The 22106-nt window shown below is 62.0% G+C and carries 17 protein-coding genes; 11 read left to right on the top strand and 6 right to left on the bottom strand.

Annotated elements, in window-relative coordinates; genetic code table 11:
* The first annotated feature begins 4 nt into the window (after nucleotides 1-4).
* The 9 genes from murD (at nucleotide 5) to lpxC (ending at nucleotide 10502) form a co-directional block, all read left to right on the top strand.
* A complete protein-coding gene (gene murD, locus AAIS01_RS02240; protein ID WP_343467600.1) occupies nucleotides 5-1351 on the top strand; it encodes a UDP-N-acetylmuramoyl-L-alanine--D-glutamate ligase in 1347 nt (448 codons plus the stop codon).
* Nucleotides 1348-2565 (top strand): putative lipid II flippase FtsW, encoded by a 1218-nt coding sequence (ftsW, locus tag AAIS01_RS02235; protein WP_431191894.1) that lies wholly within the window; start codon nucleotides 1348-1350, stop codon nucleotides 2563-2565. Before murD ends, ftsW begins: the two co-directional genes overlap by 4 nt.
* Nucleotides 2555-3625 (top strand): undecaprenyldiphospho-muramoylpentapeptide beta-N-acetylglucosaminyltransferase, encoded by a 1071-nt coding sequence (gene murG, locus AAIS01_RS02230; protein ID WP_214963363.1) that lies wholly within the window; start codon nucleotides 2555-2557, stop codon nucleotides 3623-3625. Before ftsW ends, murG begins: the two co-directional genes overlap by 11 nt.
* A complete protein-coding gene (gene murC, locus AAIS01_RS02225; protein ID WP_343467599.1) occupies nucleotides 3618-5078 on the top strand; it encodes a UDP-N-acetylmuramate--L-alanine ligase in 1461 nt (486 codons plus the stop codon). Before murG ends, murC begins: the two co-directional genes overlap by 8 nt.
* Nucleotides 5075-6040, top strand: a complete 966-nt coding sequence (locus AAIS01_RS02220; protein WP_343467598.1) for a D-alanine--D-alanine ligase — start codon at nucleotides 5075-5077, stop codon at nucleotides 6038-6040. The genes murC and AAIS01_RS02220 overlap by 4 nt, the downstream gene beginning before the upstream one ends.
* Before the next feature lie 2 nt (nucleotides 6041-6042).
* On the top strand, nucleotides 6043-6909 hold the full coding sequence (locus tag AAIS01_RS02215) for a cell division protein FtsQ/DivIB (RefSeq protein WP_047228822.1): 867 nt from the start codon (nucleotides 6043-6045) through the stop codon (nucleotides 6907-6909).
* A 15-nt stretch (nucleotides 6910-6924) separates the two neighbouring features.
* Nucleotides 6925-8184, top strand: coding sequence for a cell division protein FtsA (ftsA, locus tag AAIS01_RS02210; RefSeq protein WP_076383614.1), 1260 nt, complete (start codon nucleotides 6925-6927; stop codon nucleotides 8182-8184).
* 100 nt (nucleotides 8185-8284) lie between these two features.
* A complete protein-coding gene (gene ftsZ, locus AAIS01_RS02205) occupies nucleotides 8285-9478 on the top strand; it encodes a cell division protein FtsZ (RefSeq protein WP_047228824.1) in 1194 nt (397 codons plus the stop codon).
* A gap of 112 nt (nucleotides 9479-9590) precedes the next feature.
* Nucleotides 9591-10502, top strand: coding sequence for a UDP-3-O-acyl-N-acetylglucosamine deacetylase (lpxC, locus tag AAIS01_RS02200; protein ID WP_030139673.1), 912 nt, complete (start codon nucleotides 9591-9593; stop codon nucleotides 10500-10502).
* 248 nt (nucleotides 10503-10750) lie between these two features.
* On the opposite strand, the gene AAIS01_RS02195 is transcribed toward lpxC, so the two are convergent.
* From AAIS01_RS02195 to AAIS01_RS02175, 5 genes are all read right to left on the bottom strand, one after another.
* A complete protein-coding gene (locus AAIS01_RS02195) occupies nucleotides 10751-12247 on the bottom strand; it encodes a sensor domain-containing diguanylate cyclase (protein ID WP_343467597.1) in 1497 nt (498 codons plus the stop codon).
* A gap of 153 nt (nucleotides 12248-12400) precedes the next feature.
* Nucleotides 12401-13768, bottom strand: a complete 1368-nt coding sequence (locus AAIS01_RS02190) for a heavy metal sensor histidine kinase (RefSeq protein ID WP_343467596.1) — start codon at nucleotides 13766-13768, stop codon at nucleotides 12401-12403.
* A complete protein-coding gene (locus AAIS01_RS02185; RefSeq protein ID WP_343467595.1) occupies nucleotides 13765-14436 on the bottom strand; it encodes a heavy metal response regulator transcription factor in 672 nt (223 codons plus the stop codon). The genes AAIS01_RS02190 and AAIS01_RS02185 overlap by 4 nt, the downstream gene beginning before the upstream one ends.
* A 9-nt stretch (nucleotides 14437-14445) precedes the next feature.
* A complete protein-coding gene (locus AAIS01_RS02180) occupies nucleotides 14446-17559 on the bottom strand; it encodes a multidrug efflux RND transporter permease subunit (protein WP_343467594.1) in 3114 nt (1037 codons plus the stop codon).
* Entirely contained in the window at nucleotides 17556-18713 is a 1158-nt protein-coding gene (locus AAIS01_RS02175) for an efflux RND transporter periplasmic adaptor subunit (protein WP_343467593.1), read from the bottom strand. The genes AAIS01_RS02180 and AAIS01_RS02175 overlap by 4 nt, the downstream gene beginning before the upstream one ends.
* Before the next feature lie 236 nt (nucleotides 18714-18949).
* On the opposite strand from AAIS01_RS02175, the gene AAIS01_RS02170 reads away from it, so the two are divergent.
* Entirely contained in the window at nucleotides 18950-19204 is a 255-nt protein-coding gene (locus tag AAIS01_RS02170) for a hypothetical protein (protein ID WP_343467592.1), read from the top strand.
* 27 nt (nucleotides 19205-19231) lie between these two features.
* Here the strand turns inward: AAIS01_RS02170 and AAIS01_RS02165 are convergent, their stop codons facing one another.
* Nucleotides 19232-20200: a LysR family transcriptional regulator gene (locus AAIS01_RS02165; protein ID WP_343467591.1), complete on the bottom strand. Its 969-nt coding sequence runs from the start codon at nucleotides 20198-20200 to the stop codon at nucleotides 19232-19234.
* Between the two features lie 308 nt (nucleotides 20201-20508).
* On the opposite strand from AAIS01_RS02165, the gene AAIS01_RS02160 reads away from it, so the two are divergent.
* The gene (locus AAIS01_RS02160) at nucleotides 20509-22098 is read left to right on the top strand and encodes an efflux transporter outer membrane subunit (RefSeq protein ID WP_343467590.1); all 1590 of its coding nucleotides are present in this window, start codon (nucleotides 20509-20511) and stop codon (nucleotides 22096-22098) included.
* Nucleotides 22099-22106 lie beyond the last annotated feature (8 nt).

The raw sequence follows: 22106 nt of genomic DNA, 5'->3' as shown, positions 1-22106 counted from the left end.
ACGAGTGTCCCTGATCGCTTCTGACCACTTCCGCATCGTTGTCGGCCTCGGCAAGAGCGGCATGTCCCTGGTTCGCTTCCTGGCGAACCGGGGCGTGTCGTTTGCCGTGGCCGATACGCGGGAAAGTCCACCTGAGCTGGCCACGCTGCGTCGTGACTACCCACAGGTGGACGTGCGTTGTGGCGAGCTGGATGTCGAGTTCCTGTGCCGCGCCGATGAGCTCTACGTGAGTCCCGGTCTTGCGCTGGCAACCCCGGCCTTGCAGGCCACTGCCGCCCGTGGCGTGAAGTTGTCCGGTGACATCGAGCTGTTCGCCCGTCACGCCAAGGCGCCGATCATCGCCATCAGCGGCTCCAACGCAAAAAGCACCGTCACCACCCTGGTGGGCGAAATGGCTGCGGCGGCCGGTAAGCGGGTTGCCGTGGGTGGCAACCTGGGAACCCCGGCGCTGGATCTGCTCAGTGATGACGTCGAGCTGTACGTGATGGAGCTGTCGAGCTTCCAGCTCGAAACGACCGACCACTTGGGTGCCGAAGTGGCAACCGTGCTCAACATCAGCGAAGACCACATGGACCGCTACAGCGGCCTGCCGGCCTATCACCTGGCCAAGCACCGGATCTTCCGCGGTGCCCGGCAAGTGGTGTTCAACCGTCAGGACGCACTCACTCGGCCTTTGCTGGGCGAGGGGCTGCCGTGCTGGTCCTTTGGCTTGGGTGTTCCGGATTTCAAAGGCTTCGGCTTGCGCGAGGAGAATGGCGAGAAGTACCTGGCGTTCGAATTCCAGAATCTGATGCCGGTGCGTGAACTGAAGATTCGCGGCGCCCACAACCAGGCCAATGCCCTGGCGGCCCTGGCCCTGGGGCATGCGGTCGGTTTGCCGTTCGACGCCATGCTGTCGGCCTTGCGCACGTTTGCCGGTCTCGAACACCGCTGCCAGTGGGTTCGCGAGCTTGACGGCGTGGCCTGGTACAACGATTCCAAGGCCACCAACGTGGGTGCCGCTCTGGCTGCCATCGAGGGGCTGGGCGCGGATATCGAAGGCAAGCTTGTGCTGATCGCCGGCGGCGACGGCAAGGGTGCCGACTTCAAGGACCTGCGCGATCCGGTGGCGGCCAACTGCCGTGCCGTGGTGCTGTTGGGGCGTGATCGTGAATTGATCGCCCAAGCCCTCGGCGACGGCGTGCCGCTGGTTCGCGTCGCTTCGCTGGACGAAGCGGTGCAGCAATGCCGTGCCCTCGCACAGCCGGGCGATGCCGTGCTGTTGTCGCCGGCCTGCGCCAGTTTCGACATGTTCAAGAACTACGAAGAGCGCGGGCAACTGTTCGCCCGGGCCGTGGAGGACTTGGCATGAGCCTGATGAACATCATCAAGCCGTACCCGTCCCCGCTGATCACCGGGCGTGGCATTGACCTGGATTTCCCTATGCTCGTCGGTTGTCTGGCGCTGCTGGGGCTGGGTCTGGTGATGATCACTTCCGCCTCGTCGGAAGTGGCTGCCGTGCAATCGGGCAACACCCTTTATCACATGATTCGTCACCTGATTTACCTGGTGATCGGGTTGGTCGCGTGCATTGTCACCATGATGGTGCCGATCGCCACCTGGCAACGCCTGGGCTGGATGATGTTGCTCGGTGCCTTTGGCCTGTTGGTGATGGTGCTGTTGCCGGGCATCGGTCGCGAGGTCAACGGTTCGATGCGCTGGATCGGCTTCAGCTTCTTCAACGTACAGCCTTCGGAAATCGCCAAGGTCTTCGTGGTGATCTACCTCGCCGGGTATCTGGTGCGTCGCCAGAAAGAAGTGCGCGAGAGCTGGATGGGCTTTTTCAAGCCGTTCATTGTATTGCTGCCGATGGCCGGCCTGCTGCTGATGGAGCCGGATTTCGGCGCCACCGTGGTGATGATGGGCGCAGCGGCGGCCATGTTGTTCCTCGGCGGTGTCGGGCTGTTTCGTTTCACCCTGATGGTGGCGCTGGCGGTCGGCGCCGTGACGGTGCTGGTGCAAGCGCAACCCTACCGGATGGCGCGTCTGATCACCTTTACCGACCCGTGGGCCGACCAGTTCGGTTCCGGCTATCAATTGACCCAGGCCCTGATCGCCTTCGGTCGCGGCGAATGGCTGGGCGTAGGCCTGGGCAACAGCGTGCAAAAGCAGTTCTACCTGCCCGAAGCCCATACCGACTTCGTGTTCTCGGTATTGGCCGAGGAATTGGGCGTGGTCGGTTCGCTGCTTACCGTGGCGCTGTTCGTCTTTGTCTGTGTGCGCGGCATGTACATCGGTTTGTGGGCCGAGCGGGCCAAGCAGTATTTCGCCGCGTACGTGGCGTATGGCTTGTCGTTCCTGTGGATCGGCCAGTTCCTGATCAACATCGGCGTGAACGTCGGCCTGTTGCCAACCAAAGGCCTGACGCTGCCGTTCCTCAGTTACGGCGGCAGTTCCCTGGTGATTTGCTGTGCCTGTCTGGGCTTGTTGCTGCGCATCGAATGGGAGAGTCGAACCCACCTGGGCAGCGAAGAGATGGAATTCCAGGAGAGCGACTTCGCCGAGGAGCCGACTCATGGGCGCTAACGTGCTGATCATGGCGGGCGGAACCGGTGGGCATGTGTTCCCGGCGCTGGCCTGTGCCCGGGAGTTCCAGGCGCGCGGCTACACCGTGCACTGGCTGGGTACACCACGGGGTATCGAAAACGAACTGGTGCCCGCCGCCGGCCTGGAACTGCACCGGATCAACGCCAGCGGCCTGCGAGGCAAAGGCAAGTTGTCGCTACTCAAGGCGCCGCTGATGCTGCTCAAGTCGATCTGGCAGGCTCGGGCGATCATCCGTCGGTTGCGGCCGGTATGCGTGGTGGGCTTTGGTGGTTATGTGACCGGCCCTGGCGGTGTCGCGGCGAAACTGGCCGGTGTGCCGGTGATCGTTCACGAGCAGAACGCCGTGGCCGGTACCGCCAATCGGTTACTGGTGCCGTTGGCCGCTCGAGTCTGTGAAGCCTTTCCCGACACCTTTACCCTGTCGGGCAGTCGTCGCACCACCGGTAACCCGGTGCGGACCGAACTGTTCCTCGATACACCGCGCCCGGCCCTGGCCGGACGCAAGGCGCGTTTGCTGATCCTGGGTGGAAGCCTGGGGGCAGAGCCGTTGAATAAATTGCTGCCCGAAGCCTTGTCGCAGGTCGCTCCCGAGCTGCGGCCCGAGGTATTTCACCAGGCTGGCAAAAACCACGATGAAGTGACCGCCGAGCGCTATCGCGCCGCAGGCGTCGAGGCGCAAGTGCAGCCTTTCATCAAAGACATGGCTCAAGCCTATGGCTGGGCCGACCTGGTGGTCTGCCGCGCAGGCGCGTTGACCATCAGCGAACTGGCTGCTGCCGGTCTGCCCTCGATGCTGGTGCCTTTGCCCCACGCCATCGACGACCACCAGACCCGCAATGCCGACTATTTGGCCCGTGAAGGTGCAGCCTTCCTGATGCCGCAAAGAACGACTGGCGCCGCGGATCTTGCCGCCCGCCTGACAGAGGTTTTGATGCAACCGCAACGACTTGAAGACATGGCCCGCGCCGCCCGCCGCCTGGCCAAACCCGATGCTACGGCCCAAGTGGTCGATACCTGCCTGGAGGTGGCCCATGGTTGAGAATCGCAAAGCCATGCCGCACCCGGAAATGCGCCGTATCCGCCGCATCCACTTCGTCGGTATCGGCGGCGTGGGCATGTGCGGGATTGCCGAAGTGTTGCTGAACCTGGGCTATGACGTCTCCGGTTCCGACCTGAAAGCCTCGCCGGTCACGGAGCGCCTGGAATCCTTTGGCGCGCAGATTTTCATCGGCCACCGTTCCGAGAACGCCGCCAACGCGGATGTGCTGGTGGTCTCCAGCGCCGTGAACACTTCCAACCCGGAAGTCGCCACCGCCCTGGAGCGACGCATTCCCGTGGTGCCTCGGGCCGAAATGCTGGCCGAACTGATGCGCTACCGCCACGGCATCGCCGTTGCCGGTACCCACGGCAAAACCACCACCACCAGCCTGATCGCCTCGGTGTTCGCTGCCGGTGGCCTGGACCCGACCTTTGTGATCGGTGGCCGTCTGAATGCCGCGGGCACCAATGCGCAGTTGGGCACCAGCCGATACCTGATTGCCGAAGCCGACGAGAGCGATGCGAGCTTCCTGCACCTGCAACCGCTGGTGGCGGTGGTGACCAACATCGACGCCGACCACATGGCGACCTACGACGGCGACTTCAACAAGCTGAAGAAAACCTTCGTCGAGTTCCTGCACAACCTGCCGTTCTACGGTCTAGCGGTGGTGTGCCTGGACGACCCGGTGGTGCGCGAGATTCTGCCACTGATCAAGCGCCCGACCGTGACCTACGGTTTCGGCGAAGACGTCGACGTGCGTGCCATCAACGTACGCCAGCAGGGCATGCAGACGTTCTTCACCGTGTTGCGTCCTGATCGCGAACCGCTGGATGTGTCGGTGAACATGCCCGGCAACCACAACGTGCTCAATGCGCTGGCCACCATTTGCATTGCCACCGATGAAGGCGTCAGTGACGAAGCCATTGTCCAAGGCCTGTCCGGGTTCCAGGGCGTGGGTCGACGCTTCCAGGTCTACGGCGAGCTGCCGGTGGACGGCGGAAACGTGATGCTGGTGGACGACTACGGTCACCACCCGACCGAAGTCGCGGCGGTGATCAAGGCCGTGCGCGGTGGTTGGCCGGAGCGGCGCCTGGTGATGGTCTACCAGCCGCACCGCTACAGTCGCACTCGCGACCTGTATGACGATTTCGTCCAGGTATTGGCCGACGCCAACGTGCTGCTGCTGATGGAAGTCTATCCGGCCGGTGAAGAGCCAATCCCGGGTGCCGATAGCCGCCAGCTGTGCCACAGCATTCGCCAGCGCGGTCAATTGGACCCGATATACATCGAGCGCGGTGTGGACCTCGCCCCGCTGGTCAAACCGCTGCTGCGCGCGGGCGACATCCTGCTGTGCCAAGGCGCCGGCGACATCGGTGGCCTGGCCCCGAAACTGTTGAAAAGTCCGTTATTCGCCGGAGCAATCGTGGCCTCCAGCGAGGGGAAACTGAAATGACTGCTGCCTACGCCAACCTGGTTTCGACCCTGGACCCGAAAGCCTTCGGCCGCGTCGCCGTGCTGTTCGGCGGCAAGAGCGCCGAACGCGAAGTGTCCCTCAAGTCTGGCAACGCCGTGCTGCAAGCCCTGCAAAGCGCCGGTGTCGACGCGTTCGGCATCGACGTGGGCGACGATTTCCTGCAGCGCCTGCTGAACGAAAAAATCGACCGCGCGTTCATCATTCTGCATGGCCGTGGCGGTGAAGACGGCAGCATGCAAGGTCTGCTCGAATGCCTGGGCATCCCCTACACCGGCAGCGGTATCCTGGCGTCTGCCTTGGCCATGGACAAACTGCGCACCAAGCAGGTCTGGCACAGCCTCGGCATTCCCACACCCCGTCACGCCGTGCTGGCGTCCGAGGCCGATTGTATTTCGGCGGCCACGGAACTGGGCTTCCCTTTGATCGTCAAACCGGCCCATGAAGGTTCAAGTATTGGCATGGCGAAAGTGACTTCGCTGCCTGAGTTGACCGCGGCATGGAAAGACGCCAGTTCCTACGATTCGCAAGTGTTGGTCGAGCAGTGGATCACCGGTCCCGAGTTCACCATCGCCACCCTGCGTGACCAGGTGTTGCCCCCGATTGCCCTGGGCACACCGCACACGTTCTACGACTACGACGCCAAGTACGTGGCCAATGACACCCAGTACCGCATTCCATGCGGGCTGGACAGCGCCAAGGAAAAACAACTGATGGACCTCACGGCCAAGGCCTGTGAGGCGCTGGGTATTGCCGGTTGGGGACGGGCGGATGTGATGCAGGACGCCGACGGGCAGTTCTGGTTCCTGGAAGTCAATACCGCCCCCGGCATGACCGATCACAGCCTGGTTCCGATGGCGGCCCGTGCCGCCGGCCTGGATTTCCAGCAACTGGTGCTGTCGATCCTGGCCGCCAGTGTCAGCTCGCAAGAGCCAAGAGGTTAAGCATGCAAGGCGCATCGCTTCGTCATCAGCCATCCGCACCCGGTCGCAAGCCGGTGCCGCGGGGTGCCAGCCGAATGGTGGCCAAAGAGCCGATGTCGGCGCGCCTGCCGAAAGCCAATTTTGGTTTTCTCAAGAGTCTGTTCTGGCCGGTGTTGTTGGTGGCGTTGGGGTTCGGTACCTATGAAGGGGCCCAACGGTTATTGCCTTATGCCGACCGGCCGATCGCCCGGATCAATGTGCAGGGCGACTTGAGCTACATCAGCCAGCAAGCGGTGCAGCAGCGGATCGCCCCATTCGTGGCGTCGAGCTTCTTCACCATCGACCTGGCGGGCATGCGCAAGGAACTGGAGCAGATGCCCTGGATCGCCCATGCCGAAGTACGGCGGGTATGGCCTGACCAGGTTTCTATTCGCCTGGAAGAACAACTGCCCGTGGCCCGCTGGGGTGACGAGTCGCTGTTGAACAACCAGGGCCAGGCGTTCACGCCGCGGGAGCTGGCCAACTACGAACATTTGCCACAACTGTTCGGTCCTCAGCGGGCCCAGCAGAAAGTCATGCAGCAGTACCAGGTGTTGAGTCAGATGTTGCGGCCGCTGGGCTTCTCCATCGCACGCCTGGAGTTGCGTGAGCGCGGCAGCTGGTTCCTGACCACTGGCGCGGGCAGCTCGGGGCCGGGCATCGAGCTGCTGCTCGGGCGCGGCAACCAGGTGGAAAAGATGCGCCGCTTCATTGCCATCTATGACAAGACGCTCAAAGACCAGATTACGAACATCGCGCGCATCGATCTGCGCTACGCCAACGGCCTGGCTGTTGGCTGGCGGGAACCTGTAGCGCCCACGACGGCTGAACCCGCCGTCGCGAAGAATTAAGAAGAGGCAGGACCCATGGCAAACGTGCAAAGCGGAAAAATGATCGTCGGTCTGGATATCGGCACTTCCAAGGTGGTTGCGCTGGTAGGCGAGGTCGCGGACGACGGCACGCTGGTCATCGTCGGGATCGGTACCCACCCGTCCCGTGGCCTGAAAAAAGGCGTGGTGGTGAACATCGAGTCCACCGTGCAATCGATCCAGCGCGCCATCGAAGAAGCGCAGTTGATGGCCGGTTGCCGGATCCACTCGGCGTTCGTCGGCGTGGCGGGCAATCATATTCGTAGCCTGAACTCCCACGGCATCGTGGCGATTCGTGACCGTGAAGTCAGCTCCGCTGACCTTGAGCGTGTGCTCGACGCGGCGCAGGCCGTGGCGATCCCGGCCGACCAGCGTGTGCTGCATACCCTGCCGCAGGACTACGTGATCGATAACCAGGAAGGCGTGCGTGAGCCCCTGGGCATGTCCGGTGTACGCCTGGAAGCCAAGGTCCATGTAGTGACCTGCGCCGTGAACGCGGCGCAGAACATCGAGAAATGCGTGCGTCGTTGCGGCCTGGAAATCGACGACATCATCCTCGAGCAACTGGCCTCGGCCTACTCGGTGCTGACTGACGACGAGAAGGAACTGGGCGTGTGCCTGGTGGACATCGGCGGCGGCACCACTGACATCGCGATCTTCACCGAAGGCGCCATCCGCCACACGGCAGTGATCCCGATTGCCGGTGATCAGGTGACCAACGACATCGCCATGGCCTTGCGCACGCCGACCCAGTACGCCGAAGAAATCAAGATTCGCTACGCCTGCGCCCTGGCGAAACTGGCCGGTGCCGGTGAAACCATCAAAGTGCCAAGCGTTGGCGAGCGTCCTCCGCGCGAGTTGTCCCGTCAGGCTTTGGCCGAAGTGGTCGAGCCGCGTTACGACGAGCTGTTCACGCTGATCCAGGCGGAGCTGCGTCGCAGTGGCTACGAAGACCTGATCCCGGCCGGCATCGTGCTGACCGGCGGTACGTCGAAGATGGAAGGCGCGGTCGAACTGGCCGAAGAGATTTTCCACATGCCGGTGCGCCTGGGCGTGCCCCATGGCGTCAAGGGCCTGGATGACGTGGTCCGCAACCCGATTTACTCCACCGGCGTGGGCCTGTTGATGTACGGCCTGCAGAAGCAGTCCGACGGGGTTTCGTTCTCGGGCATCGGCAGCCGCGACAGCTACAACAGCGACGAGCCGAAGGCGCCGCTTTTCGAGCGGCTCCAGGCTTGGGTGAAGGGCAATTTTTAGCAACAGGTTTAAAGCTTCAAGCGACGAGCCCCTGGCTTGGCACTGGAAGATGCAACAAACGCAGTAGGCGAAAAAACTAGAGAATGAAAGGAGAGGGAAAATGTTCGAACTCGTAGACAACATCCCCGCTAGCCCGGTTATCAAAGTAATCGGTGTCGGCGGTGGCGGCGGCAACGCTGTCAACCACATGGTCAAGAGCAACATCGAAGGCGTCGAATTCATCTGCGCCAACACTGATGCTCAAGCGCTGAAAAATATTGGCGCGCGAACCATCCTTCAACTGGGTACCGGCGTAACCAAGGGTCTGGGTGCCGGCGCGAATCCCGAGGTTGGCCGTCAGGCTGCCCTGGAAGACCGCGAGCGCATCGCTGAAGTCCTGGCGGGCACCAACATGGTGTTCATCACCACTGGCATGGGCGGCGGTACCGGTACCGGTGCGGCGCCGATCATCGCCGAAGTCGCCAAGGAAATGGGCATCCTCACCGTTGCGGTGGTGACCCGTCCATTCCCGTTCGAAGGCCGCAAGCGCATGCAGATTGCCGATGAGGGCATCCGCGCGCTGAGCGAAAGCGTCGACTCGTTGATCACCATTCCCAACGAGAAGCTGCTGACCATCCTGGGTAAGGACGCAAGCCTGCTGTCGGCTTTCGCCAAGGCCGATGACGTACTGGCCGGTGCCGTTCGCGGTATCTCCGACATCATCAAGCGTCCGGGCATGATCAACGTCGACTTCGCCGACGTACGCACCGTGATGTCCGAAATGGGCATGGCGATGATGGGCACTGGCTGCGCCAGCGGTCCGAACCGTGCGCGCGAAGCCACCGAAGCGGCCATTCGCAACCCGTTGCTCGAAGACGTCAACCTGCAGGGCGCCCGTGGCATCCTGGTGAACATCACCGCCGGTCCGGACCTGTCCCTGGGCGAGTACTCCGACGTGGGTAGCATCATCGAGGCCTTCGCTTCCGACCACGCCATGGTCAAGGTCGGGACCGTGATCGATCCTGACATGCGCGACGAGTTGCACGTGACCGTGGTTGCTACCGGCCTGGGCGCGAAAATCGAGAAGCCGATGAAGGTGATCGATAACACCGTTCAGACCTCTCTGGCATCGCAGCCGCAGCAACAAGCAGCTGCTCGTCAGGAACAACCTGCGGTGAACTACCGTGACCTGGACCGTCCGACCGTCATGCGCAACCAGGCTCAGGCCGGTGCTGCGACTGCCGCGAAGATGAATCCGCAAGACGATCTGGATTACCTGGACATCCCGGCATTCCTGCGTCGTCAGGCCGATTGATGAAATGTATCAGGGGGATACGGGTGATTGGTGTTCAGCAAAGGTCTGGTCTGCTATTATCGCCAGCCTTTGTTGATACCAGTTCGCAATTTGCGCTGAAGCGGCCCATGCCATGATTAAACAACGCACCCTGAAGAATATTATCCGTGCCACAGGTGTCGGTTTGCACTCCGGCGAGAAGGTCTACCTGACCCTCAAGCCCGCGCCTGTCGATACTGGCATCGTGTTTTGTCGTGCCGACCTCGACCCTGTGGTGCAGATCCCTGCTCGCGCGGAAAACGTTGGTGAAACCACTATGTCGACCACACTGGTCAACGGTGACACCAAAGTGGATACGGTGGAGCACTTGCTCTCGGCCATGGCTGGCCTGGGCATCGATAACGCCTACGTCGAGCTCTCCGCGTCCGAAGTCCCGATCATGGATGGCAGTGCCGGACCCTTCGTATTCCTGATTCAATCGGCTGGCCTGGAAGAGCAGGACGCAGCCAAGAAGTTCATCCGTATCCTGCGGGAAGTGACTGTGGAAGATGGCGACAAGCGCGCCACTTTCGTCCCTTTCGAAGGTTTCAAGGTGAGCTTCGAGATCGATTTCGATCACCCGGTTTTCCGTGACCGCACCCAGAGTGCAAGCGTGGATTTTTCCAGCACTTCGTTCGTAAAAGAAGTCAGCCGCGCCCGTACCTTTGGTTTCATGAGTGACATCGAGTACCTGCGCAAGCACAACCTCGCACTCGGCGGCAGTGTTGAAAACGCGATCGTGGTCGATTCCGATGGTGTGTTGAACGAAGACGGCCTTCGTTATGAAGACGAATTCGTCAAACACAAGATTCTCGATGCAATCGGCGACCTCTACCTGCTGGGCAATAGCCTGATTGGTGAGTTCAAGGGCTTCAAGTCCGGCCACGCGCTGAACAACCAGCTGCTGCGCAAGTTGATTGAGCAGAAAGATGCTTGGGAAGTCGTGACGTTCGAAGACGCCAGCACCGCACCAATCTCTTACATGCGCCCTGTAGCGGCCGTGTAAGCCAAAAAACCTCTCTAGTTTTTAAAGGCTGCCTTCGGGTGGCCTTTTTTTATGGCTGTTTCCTGAGGGCAGGTGAGCACCTGTGGCGAGGGAGCTTGCTCCCGCTGGGGCGCGCAGCGGCCCTGAAACCTGGCACCACGGTGTACCAGATTTACTGGCCAGGCCTGTTTGGGGCTGCTGCGCAGCCCAGCGGGAGCAAGCTCCCTCGCCACAGAGACACCATCTCCATGGCATTGGGTGCTCGGGTGTTACATCGCGCAAACCACACGATTGCGCCCACTGGCCTTGGCCTGGTAAAGCGCCTTGTCGGCGGCGAGCATGAGTTGTTCGAGTTCGCCATACGGCCCTTGAGCCCAGGTGGCGATGCCGATGCTGACAGTCATGGGCGCTGCGCCGGGAATGACGGGCGGCAACTGTTCCACGGCCTCGCGAATGTTCTGGGCCATGGTAAAGGCTCCGGCGGTGGTGGTTTCTGGCAGTACCACCGAAAACTCCTCACCGCCGTAGCGCGCGGCCAGGTCGGCCGGTCGACGGACATGCCGGCCGATCAGTTGCGCCAGGGTGCGCAAGGCCTCGTCACCCCTTTGGTGGCCATGGTGATCGTTGAATGCCTTGAAATGGTCGGCATCGATCATCATGACTGACAGCGGCTGGCCCGAACGCTGGGCCCGCAGCCATTCCTGTTGCAGCGTCTCGTCCAGGGTCCGGCGGTTGGCCAGGCCCGTCAGCGAGTCGACGGACGCCAGTTGTGCCAGTTCCCGCTCGGCATGGTGGCGACGCCTCAGTTCATGACGCAGCAGCCAGGTGAGCCAGAGCAAGCCGATGCACAACGCCCCTGTAGCGCCGCTGACCAGCAGCGCCGTGCGTTTCCATGAGGCGAAGACCTCATCGGAGGAGAGTGCCACCACCACGATCAAAGGCAAATCGCCCACTTGGGAGAACGTGTACAGGCGCTGCGCCTGATCAACGCTGGAGACACTGGTGAAGCTGCCGTTACCTTCCTGCAGAATGCGCATGAAGTTTGGTCGGTTGCTGAAATCCTTGCCAATCAGGTCTTCGGCCAAGGGTGGCTCCTGGGCCAGCAGAAAGCCGTCGCTGCTGACCAGGTTGACCGAACCGCCGTGCCCAATGTTCAGGCTCTTGAACAGTTGGCTGAAATAGCTCAGGCGCATCGACGCCTCGGCCACCCCCAAAAAATCGCCCCGTTCATTACTCAGCCGACGGCTGAAGCTGATGCGCCAGTCTTGCTCTGCATTTCTGGAACGGAACGGACGGCTGATCTTCATGCCCAGGCTGGGGTCATGGACGTGAGGCTTGAAATATTCTCGATCGGCATAATTGCCTTTGCGCGGTTCGATTGAGATGGAGTCCGCGATGACATCGCCGTGTTTGTCCAACAGCAGGATTTCGCCTTTATAGGGCGCGGCGGTGGAGCGGTCAAAGAGGGCCAAGTGACGGATCGTCGGGGAAAGGTTGGCGATCTCGTCGCGTTTGGCCGCACTGATCAGACCTTGCAGCGACAGGTCATACAGTTCGACATTGCGCAGCACATCGGCATCGATCAGTTGCACGATATTGGTCGCGGCACGTGTCGCCTCCTGGCGGGCGCTGGCGTGTTCGCGGACCAGCAGAAAGCTCACGATGCTCAGGATGGCCAAGACAACCAGCGAACTGGCAACCACCAGTACCCGTTCCGAGCGTATCGAAAACGGGGTGATGCTGGATCTTGTGCTACTCACACTCATGGTTCCAAGGTCTGCATTGTCATATGGCGGGATCCGTCCCAAGGGCTGCTCTTGTATAAAATCCGGGCAACTGACTGGTATCAGACAAATGCTGGCCTTTTGCAGGATTGTGCGTGGACCACCCAAATAGGGCAATCCACCTGGTGGTTTATTTCAAACCGGAAAACGGATTCCGAAGGTATTGCCTCCGCTGTCACTGCGCACGAATACATCCCCGCCATGCATCAGCGCGATGGCTTTGACGATGGCCAGCCCCAGGCCATGGTTGGCCCCACTGTTGCTGCGGGAAGCATCCACCCGGTAGAAACGTTCGAACAGGCGCGGCAGGTGCTCATCGGCAATCGGTTCGCCGGGGTTGGTGACGGCGAGGGTGATCTGGTCGCCCAGGGCTTCGATGTGCACATGGATCACTTGCCCCGGGGCGGTGTGTTGCACCGCGTTGCTCAGCAAGTTGATCAGTGCCCGGCGCAGGTGGGCGATCTCGATACTGGCCTGGGCATCACCGCTGACCCTGACCTGGACCTGAGCGTCTTCTAGGATGAAGTCCAGGTAGTCGAGGGTTGTCGCCACTTCGCTGGCCAGGGAGGTGCTGGTGAGTTTGGTGGCTTTGCTGCCCTGGTCGGCGCTGGCGAGGAACAGCATGTCGTTGATGATCGAACGCAGTCGCTCCAACTCTTCGAGATTCGACTGCAACACTTCGAAGTAATGCTCAGCCGAGCGCCCACGGGTCAGCGCCACCTGGGTCTGGCCGATCAGGTTGGTCAGGGGGGAGCGCAGCTCGTGGGCGACGTCGGCGTTGAACGACTCCAGTCGCGAGTACGCCTGTTCGACCCGGTCGAGGGTGGCGTTGAAGGAACTGACGAATTGACTGAGCTCCGGCGCCAAGGGGGACATTTGCAAGCGACCGGACAAACGCGGTGGCGTCATGCGTCTGGCCTCGTCGGACAGTTTTATCAGCGGCTTGAGGCCAATACGCGCGACCCAGTAGCCCAGCAAGGAGGCCAGGATCACCCCGATAATCGCCAGACTCACCAGCGCCACCAGTAAATGGTGCTGGGTCTGATAGAAGGTCTGGGTGTCGATGCCGATCATGAAGCGCAGCGGCGGGCGCTGGTCCTTGGCCGGGAACTGGCTCACGAGTACCTTCATCGGGTAATTCTGCGCCGCCAGCTTCAAGTCGCGCTTGTCCAGCGGACCTTCGGCGAAGGCACGAGTCTGCGGATCGGGGTTGCCATATTCAAAGCGCGGATCGCCACTGACGATCCAGAAGTGGATGCGTTTGTCTTCCTCTTCCAGCAGGCGCAACTTGTTATGGATCTTCACCCAGTGCTCGGGTGTGCCATAGCGGCCGACCATGGATTCGAGCACGCTGTAGCGCGCATCGAGTTCGGCCTCCGGCAACAGGCCCAGGCCCTTTTCGACTTGCTGGTACAAGGCCCCGCCGATCAACAGGAACACCAGTGCCGCCACCAGCGTGAACATGCCGCTCAGGCGCAGGGCGATACTGTCGGGCAAAGTCACTCTCTGCGCTCCAGTACATAACCCATTCCACGAATCGTGTGCAGCAGTTTTTCTTCGAACGGCCCGTCGAGCTTGGCCCGCAAGCGTTTGATGGCCACTTCCACCACATTGGCGTCGCTGTCGAAATTGATGTCCCAGACCATTTCGGCAATGGCGGTTTTCGACAGTATTTCGCCTTGGCGGCGCGCCAGGACGCTGAGCAGCGAAAACTCCTTGGCCGTCAGGTCCAGGCGTTGGCCCGCGCGGGTCGCTTTGCGGCTGATCAGGTCGATCCACAGGTCGGCGATGCTGACCTGCACCGGTTCATGACTGCCGCTGCGGCGGGTCAGGGCTTGCAGGCGGGCCACCAGCTCCAGGAAGGAGAACGGCTTGCCCAGGTAATCATCGGCGCCGTCGCGCAAGCCCCTGATGCGGTCTTCCACCCGTTCACGGGCGGTGAGCATGATCACCGGCGTCTGCTTGCGGACGCGCAGGGCCCGCAGCACGCCGAAGCCGTCCAGGCCTGGCAACATGACGTCCAGCACAATGACGGCGTAATCGCTTGCCAGCGCCAGGTGCAGCCCCTCGACGCCGTCCGGCGCCACGTCCACGGTGTAGCCCTGTTCCGTCAGGCCGCGATGCAGATAGTCCGCGGTTTTTTCTTCGTCTTCGATGATCAGAACGCGCATGGCTCCGCCTCAGTCTGTGGTCGCCAGCGCCGCCTTCGGCGCGGGTCCGGGTTGTTGGACGGGCCGATGAAACAGTCGCTCGAGCCATAAGTATATGACCGGTGTGGTGAACAGCGTCAGCGCCTGGCTCACCAGCAGGCCGCCGACCACCGCGATGCCCAGCGGCTGGCGCAGCTCCGCGCCGGGGCCTGAACCGAGCATCAGCGGCAGGGCGCCGAGCAGGGCGGCCAGGGTGGTCATGATGATCGGGCGAAAGCGGGTCAGGCACGCCTGGAAAATCGCTTCCTGGGGCGTCATCCCACCTTTGCGCTGGGCGTCGAGGGCGAAGTCGATCATCAGGATGCCGTTTTTCTTGACGATGCCGATCAGCAGGACCAGCCCGATCAACGCCATGATCGAAAAATCCTGGCCCAGCAACCACAACATGACCAGCGCGCCGAGGCCGGCCGAGGGCAGGGTGGAGATGATGGTCAACGGGTGTACGAAACTCTCGTAGAGCACGCCGAGGATGATGTACACCGCCAACAGCGCGGCGAGGATCAGCCATGGCTGGCTGGCCAGGGAGCTTTGGAACGCTTGGGCCGCGCCCTGGAAGTTACCGGTGATGGAGGCCGGCATGCCGATCTCGTTCTTGGCCTGGTCGAGCATGCGCACCGCATCCCCCAACGCCACGCCAGGCGCGAGGTTGAACGACAGGTTGGCCGCCGGGAACATACCGTCGTGGGCGATGGACAGTGGGCCGTTGGTCGGCGCATCGAAGCGGGCCAGGGCCGAGAGCGGGACCATCTCGCCACTGAGCGGTGAGCGCAGGTAGAAATAGGCCAGGCTCTCAGCCTTGCCACGTTGCGCGGTGTCGAGCTCCAGGATGACGTTGTATTGATTGGTTTCAGTCTGGAATTCGTTGATCTGCCGCTGGCCGAAGGCGTCGTACAGGGCCTGGTCGACATCGCTGGCGGTGAGGCCGAAGCGCGCCGCTGCGCTGCGGTCGATGTTGATGTGGGTGATGCTGCCGCCCAGTTGAAGGTCGTTGGAAATGTCTCGGAACGCGGGGTTGCCGCGCAGCCTGTCGGTGAGTTTTTGGGTCCAGGTGTTGAGGGTCGGCCCGTCGTTGCTCTTGAGGACGTATTGATACTGGGCACGGCTCGGACCGGAGCTGAGGTTGATGTCCTGCCCGGCCCTCAGGTACAGCACCACGCCGGGGATGCCCAGTAGTTTGGGGCGGATTCTGTCGATGAATCCACTGGCCGACACGTCGCGCTCGCCCCGGGGCTTGAGCGCGATCCAGAAGCGGCCGTTGGCGATGGTCTGGTTGGTGCCGGAGACGCCGACGGAGTGGGAGAAGGTTTGCACCGCCGGGTCTGCGGCGACGATTTCGGCCAGGGCCTTGTGCTTGGCGACCATGTCCGGGAATGACACATCGGCGGCCGCGTCGCTGGTACCCAGCACCAGGCCGTTGTCCTGGACCGGAAAAAAACCCTTGGGAATGAATACATAGCCGGCCACCGCCATTGCCAGGGTCAGGCCGAACACGCCGATCATTAACTTTTGATGGGCCAGGGCTCGACGAAGAGCACGTTCATACCAGCCCAGCAAGTGTTCGCCGAAGCCTGGCGTGGCATGAGCACGATGTGTCGGGGCGCGCATGAACAAGGCCGCCAGGGTCGGCGCCAGGGTCAGGGACACCACCACCGAAATCAGGATGGTCGATGTCGCGGTCAGGGCAAACTCCTTGAACAGTCGCCCGACCACGCCACCCATGAACAGCAGCGGAATGAACGCCGCCACCAGCGAAAAGCTGATGGAGATCACCGTGAAGCCGATCTCGCCCGCGCCCTTGATCGCCGCTTCGCGCATGCCTTCGCCGGCTTCCAGATGCCGGTGGATGTTCTCCACCACCACAATGGCATCGTCCACCACGAACCCCACCGAGATGACGATCGCCATCAGGGTGAGGTTGTTCAGGCTGAAACCCATCACGTACATCAGGGCGAAACTGGCGATCAGTGACACGCCGAGCACCGCCGAAACAATCAGGGTTGCCGAAAGCTGGCGCAGGAACAGTGCCATCACTGCCACCACCAGCAGCACCGCGATCAGCAAGGTAATTTCCACTTCATGCAATGAGGCGCGGATGGTCTGGGTCCGGTCGATCATCACTTTGACCTGCACCGCGGCGGGTAGCATGGCTTCAAGGGTGGGCAAGGCTGCCTGGATGCGGTCGACTGTCTCGACGATATTCGCCCCCGGTTGACGGAAGATGACCAGGTTGACCCCCGGCTGATCGTCGGACCAGGCCTGAATGTAGGCGTCTTCCGAACCGTTAATGACTTTGGCGACGTCCTTGAGATGAACCGGCGCGCCATCCTTGTAGGACACGATCAACTCGCCATATTCCTCGGGCTGGAACAACTGATCGTTGGTGGACAGGGTGGAAACGCTTGACTCGCCATACAGCGCTCCCTTGGCCAGGTTTAGGCTGGCCTGCTGAAGCGCCACGCGGATATCGGCCAGGGTCAGACCGATCGCAGCGAGTCGGTCCGCCGAGGCTTGAACCCGGATTGCCGGACGTTGCTGACCGGTAATGTAGATTTGTCCTACGCCATCGATTTGGCTGATTTGGCGGGCGAGCAGGGTTTCGACGTAGTCGCTCAGTTCAGTGCCGGGCATCAGGCTGGAGCTGATACTGAGGATCAACACCGGGCTGTCGGCCGGATTGACTTTGCGCCAGGTGGGCAGGTTCGGCATGTCATTGGGCAATTTGCCGGCGGCGGTGTTGATGGCCGCCTGTACCTCCTGGGCGGCGGTGTCGATGCTTTTGTCGAGGCTGAATTGCAGCGTGAGGTTAGTCGAGCCCAAGGCGCTGCTGGAGGTCATCTGGGTGATGCCGGGGATGGCGCTGAATTGTACTTCCAGTGGGGTCGCCACCGACGAAGCCATGGTTTCGGGGCTGGCGCCGGGCAACAGGGCCCGGACCTGGATGGTCGGGAATTCCGCTTCAGGCAAGGGTGCGACAGGCAGGCGAGGAAAGGCGATCAACCCCAGCAGCACCAAGGCGAACGTCAGCAGCACCGTGGCAATGGGGTGATCGATGCACCACGCCGAAACCGAACCGCGGCCCTTCATGGTTTTGGCTCCGACACACTGGTCTGGGCCACTGGGTCTGCGAGCACCTGGATGCGGGTGCCGGGCTTGAGCCGTGACTGACCGTCGCTCACCAACTGATCACCCGCGCTCACCCCTTTGATGATGTGCAGGTCGCTGTCCTGGTACACCATCACCACCGGTACGCTCTCGACCTGGTCACCCTTGATCCGATACACGAACGGGTGCTCCAGGCCGCGCTGAACCACGGTCGGTGGCACCACCAGAGCATCTTGGTCGAGGGCGGTCTGGATCTTCAACGTCACCAACTGCCCCGGCCACAGCCGTTGCGCGGCGTTGCTGAACTCAGCCTTGGCCCGCAGGGTGCCGGTGTTGGCGTTGATCTGGTTGTCGATCAGGCTCAGGCGGCCCTCGCCGAGCATTTCCCCGGAGGTGCCATCGGCGCCTGTGTAGGCCTGGACCAGCGCTTGCTCGGGGGCGGCCATCAACCGTTGCAAGGTGGGCAGCATCTGTTGGGGCAAGGCGAACTCCACCGCGATCGGGTCGATCTGGGTCACGGTGAACAGACCGTCGGTGTCGCTGGCGCGCAGGAAGTTGCCTTCGTCCACGTTGCGAATGCCCACGCGACCGGTCACCGGGGAGCGGATCCGGGTGTAGGACAACTGCACCTGGGCAGCATCGATGGCCGCCTGATTGCCCTGGGCGGTGGCCTTGAGCTGGTTGACCAGCGCCTGTTGCTGGTCGTAGGTCTGCTTCGAAATGCCATCGTCGACACTGAGCAATTTGTAGCGCTTGAGATTGATCTGGGCGACCGCCAGTTGTGCCTGGCTTTCACCAAGCTGGGCCCTGGCCTGATCGAGGCTGGCGCGGATCGAGCGGTCGTCGATGGTTGCCAGCAGGTCACCCTGTTTGACCTGCTGCCCTTCCTTGACCAGCAGTCGGGTGAGGATGCCGTCGATTTGCGGACGGATCACCACACTGTGCAGTGACAACACCGTGCCGATGCCACTGGCAAAGCGTGGCACATCTTTTTGCACCACGCTGACAACCCTTACCGGAACGGCCACGGGCGCGCCGGGTCTGGCAGTGACGGGCTTGATGACATACCAGAGGGAGACCGCTGCCAGGACGACCAGGAGCGCGACGAGCAGGACGGTTTTTTTCTGGATGTGCATGGATGTGGGAGGCCGGTTCAGGACGGAGGGATTTTTATCTTTCTTATATAGCGTTGCGAGGGGGTCAGGAAGGTGACGCCTAACTGACGGGCTTGTCAGTTTTGTCCCGACTTACTGTCAGACGAGTGCAGGGTCGATTGAATCCGCCCTGCGCGCGCCGGTATCGGGCGGGTATACTGCCGGCTTTCGCGGCTCGCTCTCCGGGCCCGACTTGCATGCATTACCCGGAGCTTCACATGACTTCCCCAACACCTTCGCCCGCGGACGAACACCCGAACGGCGAACAGGCCGACCGGCCCGACAGCGATGTTTCCAGCGGCGAGAGCGTCAACGCGATCCCGACCTTCAAGTTTCCGTTCAAACCCGGTGAACTGGCCGCGACCAAAGGGGCCGGGCAGCAGCCTTGGTACAAGAACGGCGCGAAGAACGGTCATACCAAGACCCCTGGCGCCGCCCCGCCCGGCACGCGTCGCTCGATGGGCAAGCGCTGATATCGGCCTTGGAGCACGGGCGCGAAATCAGTTCGTTACCCGTGCACCGGCCAGACTGCCACTCAACTCATAGGCCGTCAGCTCGGCCTGGTGCGCCGCGAGGATTTCCGGCAGCGAACCGCGCAGGTACTCGACCCACGTCTTGATTTTCGCATCCAGGTACTGGCGCGAAGGATAGATGGCGTAGAGGTTCAGTTCCTGGGAGCGGTAGTTGGGCATGACCCGCACCAGCGTGCCATTGCGCAGGCCTTCGATGGCGGCGTAAACCGGCAGCACGCCTACGCCCATGCCGCTGGTGATCGCAGTTTTCATGGCATCGGCGGAGTTCACCAGGAACGGTGAGTTGCTGATGGTGACCATCTCTTGGCCTTCGGGGCCGTCAAAGATCCATTTCTCCAGCGGAATGACGGGGCTGACCAGGCGCAGGCACGCGTGGTTGAGCAGGTCGCCGGGTGTTTGCGGGCAGCCGCTGGCTTTCACGTAGGCAGGTGATGCGCAGACGATGCTGTAGGTGATGCCCAGGCGTTGGGAAACGAAGCCCGAATCCGGCAACTCGCTGGCCAGCACGATGGAGACGTCGTAGCCCTCGTCCAGTATGTCCGGCACCCGGTTGGCCAGGGTCAGGTCGAAAGTCACGTCTGGATGGGTCTTGCGATAACGGGCGATGGCGTCGATCACGAAATGCTGGCCGATGCCGGTCATGGTGTGGACCTTCAACTGCCCGGCGGGGCGTGCATGGGCATCGCTGGCTTCGGCTTCGGCTTCCTCGACATACGCCAGGATCTGCTCGCAGCGCAGCAGATAGCGCTTGCCGGCCTCGGTCAGGGCAATGCGCCGGGTGGTGCGGTTGAGCAGGCGGGTTTGCAGATGGGCTTCCAGATTGGAAACCGCACGCGAAACGTTGGCGGTCGTGGTATCGAGCTGTTGGGCGGCGGCGGTGAAGCTGCCCGCTTCGGCCACACAGCTGAACGCGCGCATGTTTTGCAAAGTGTCCATGAAGGGCTCTCTTGGGAGGTGGCAAATTGTGACACGAAGTTACAGTGCAGCGGACCCCGACTAATGGATTATCGCCGTAACGGTAACAAAGATTCGCAGAAAGGTCGGCTTATCGCCGTTAGGTGGGGTGCCTAGAATTGCCGTCACTGTGGAGCAGATAGCCTTGCCGTCTGGCGCAGAGCCGGTGGGAGCGGGCTTGCTCGCGAAAGCGGTGTGCCTGCCACCGACGATGTTGGAACGTCAGTCCGTCTTCGCGAGCAAGCCCGCTCCCACAGGATTTCGATTTTCTCTCCTAGGATTTTGCGCAAGTGCCGCGTTGCATCAGCAGAGAGCTGAAGACTCTCAGTGTTTGGCTTTTAACGTTAACCATCAGTGGTTGCATCGGCACGGGAGGGATTGCGCCGCAAGGCCAGGCATTGTCGGCCAATCAACTGGCCACCGATGAAGCGATCCGCGAGGCTGCCCGCGATGCCCACTGGCCCACTCGCCAGTGGTGGAACGCCTATGGCGACCGGCAACTGGATCGCTGGATCGACCTGGCCGTGCAGGGCAGCCCGAGCCTGGCCATGGCAGTTGCCCGCGTGCGGCAGGCCAAGGCCATGGCGGGTGTCGTCGAGGCTGCCGAGTCGTTACAGATCAATGGTCAGGCGACTCTCAAGCGCCACAACTGGCCCACCGATCAGTTCTATGGCCCTGGCGAGTTGGCCGACACCACCACGTGGGACAATAACGCGGGCCTGGGCTTGAGCTATGCCCTGGACCTGTGGGGCCGTGAGCGCAGCGCCAGTGAGCAGGCCGTCGACCTGGCCCATGTCAGCGTGGCCCAGGCGCGGCAGGCGCAGTTGGAACTGCAGAACAACATCGTGCGTGCCTATATCCAGTTCTCCTTGCACTACGCCCAGCGCGATATTGTCGAGGCGACCCTCCATCAACAGGAGCAGATTCTCGAGCTGGCGCAAAAACGTCTGGACGGCGGCATCGGCACCCATTTCGAAGTCAGCCAGGCCCAGGCGCCGTTGCCCGAGACCCATCGACAACTCGACGCCCTCGATGAAGCCATTGCCTTGAGCCGTAATCAATTGGCGGCGTTGGCAGGTAAAGGGCCTGGCGAAGGGGCGCGGCTGCAGCGCCCGACCCTGGCGCTCGGTGCGCCCTTGAAGTTGCCGTCGGCATTGCCCGCCGAATTGCTTGGCCAGCGTCCGGACGTGGTGGCCGGGCGTTGGCAAGTGGCTGCTCAGGCGCGCGGCATCGATGTCGCGCGTGCCGGGTTTTATCCCAATGTCGACCTGGTGGGCAGTATCGGCTACATGGCGACCGGTGGCGGGGCGCTGGAATTCTTGACTGGCAAGAAGCTCACCTACAGCGTCGGACCGGCCATCACGCTGCCGATTTTCGATGGCGGGCGCCTGCGTTCACAGTTGGGGGAGGCGGCGGCCGGTTATGACATCGCCGTGGCCCACTACAACCAGACGCTGGTCGATGCGCTCAAGAGTATTTCCGATCAGTTGATCCGCCGCGAGTCCATGGACAAGCAGCACGTCTTCGCCGCTGAGTCGGTGGCCGCCGCCCAACGCACCTACGACATCGCGATGGTTGCGTTCCAGCGCGGGCTCACTGACTACCTCAACGTGCTCAACGCCCAAAGCCTGTTGTTCAAGCAGCAACAGGTGCAACAGCAAGTGGAGGCGGCGCGTCTGACGGCCCATGCCGACCTGGTGACGGCGCTGGGAGGTGGGTTGGACTCTGTAGGAGCTGTCGAGTGCAACGAGGCTGCGATCTTTCCCCAGACACTTGAGTCCCAAACGAAAAGATCAAAAGATCGCAGCCTTCGGCAGCTCCTACGCAGCGCCTACAAGGCGCAACCCAAGCGCAAGCAAGCTCCCTCGCCACGATGCTGAGTCTGTTT

The sequence above is a fragment of the Pseudomonas halotolerans genome (assembly GCF_039581215.1).
Taxonomy (GTDB): Bacteria; Pseudomonadota; Gammaproteobacteria; order Pseudomonadales; family Pseudomonadaceae; genus Aquipseudomonas; species Aquipseudomonas tehranensis.
The sequence above is the reverse complement of the archived record's forward strand: the minus strand, read 5'-3'. Positions and strand labels throughout refer to the sequence as shown.

Excerpts from the sequence above, each read along its gene's own strand:
- AAIS01_RS02195 (WP_343467597.1), bottom strand. The coding sequence starts at position 12,247 with ATGAGTGTGAGTAGCACAAGATCCAGCATCACCCCGTTTTCGATACGC.
- AAIS01_RS02165 (WP_343467591.1), bottom strand. The coding sequence starts at position 20,200 with ATGGACACTTTGCAAAACATGCGCGCGTTCAGCTGTGTGGCCGAAGCG.
- AAIS01_RS02220 (WP_343467598.1), top strand. The coding sequence starts at position 5,075 with ATGACTGCTGCCTACGCCAACCTGGTTTCGACCCTGGACCCGAAAGCC.
- AAIS01_RS02215 (WP_047228822.1), top strand. The coding sequence starts at position 6,043 with ATGCAAGGCGCATCGCTTCGTCATCAGCCATCCGCACCCGGTCGCAAG.
- murG (WP_214963363.1), top strand. The coding sequence starts at position 2,555 with ATGGGCGCTAACGTGCTGATCATGGCGGGCGGAACCGGTGGGCATGTG.
- AAIS01_RS02170 (WP_343467592.1), top strand. The coding sequence starts at position 18,950 with ATGACTTCCCCAACACCTTCGCCCGCGGACGAACACCCGAACGGCGAA.
- ftsW (WP_431191894.1), top strand. The coding sequence starts at position 1,348 with ATGAGCCTGATGAACATCATCAAGCCGTACCCGTCCCCGCTGATCACC.
- AAIS01_RS02180 (WP_343467594.1), bottom strand. The coding sequence starts at position 17,559 with ATGAAGGGCCGCGGTTCGGTTTCGGCGTGGTGCATCGATCACCCCATT.
- ftsZ (WP_047228824.1), top strand. The coding sequence starts at position 8,285 with ATGTTCGAACTCGTAGACAACATCCCCGCTAGCCCGGTTATCAAAGTA.
- AAIS01_RS02175 (WP_343467593.1), bottom strand. The coding sequence starts at position 18,713 with ATGCACATCCAGAAAAAAACCGTCCTGCTCGTCGCGCTCCTGGTCGTC.
- lpxC (WP_030139673.1), top strand. The coding sequence starts at position 9,591 with ATGATTAAACAACGCACCCTGAAGAATATTATCCGTGCCACAGGTGTC.
- ftsA (WP_076383614.1), top strand. The coding sequence starts at position 6,925 with ATGGCAAACGTGCAAAGCGGAAAAATGATCGTCGGTCTGGATATCGGC.
- AAIS01_RS02185 (WP_343467595.1), bottom strand. The coding sequence starts at position 14,436 with ATGCGCGTTCTGATCATCGAAGACGAAGAAAAAACCGCGGACTATCTG.
- murC (WP_343467599.1), top strand. The coding sequence starts at position 3,618 with ATGGTTGAGAATCGCAAAGCCATGCCGCACCCGGAAATGCGCCGTATC.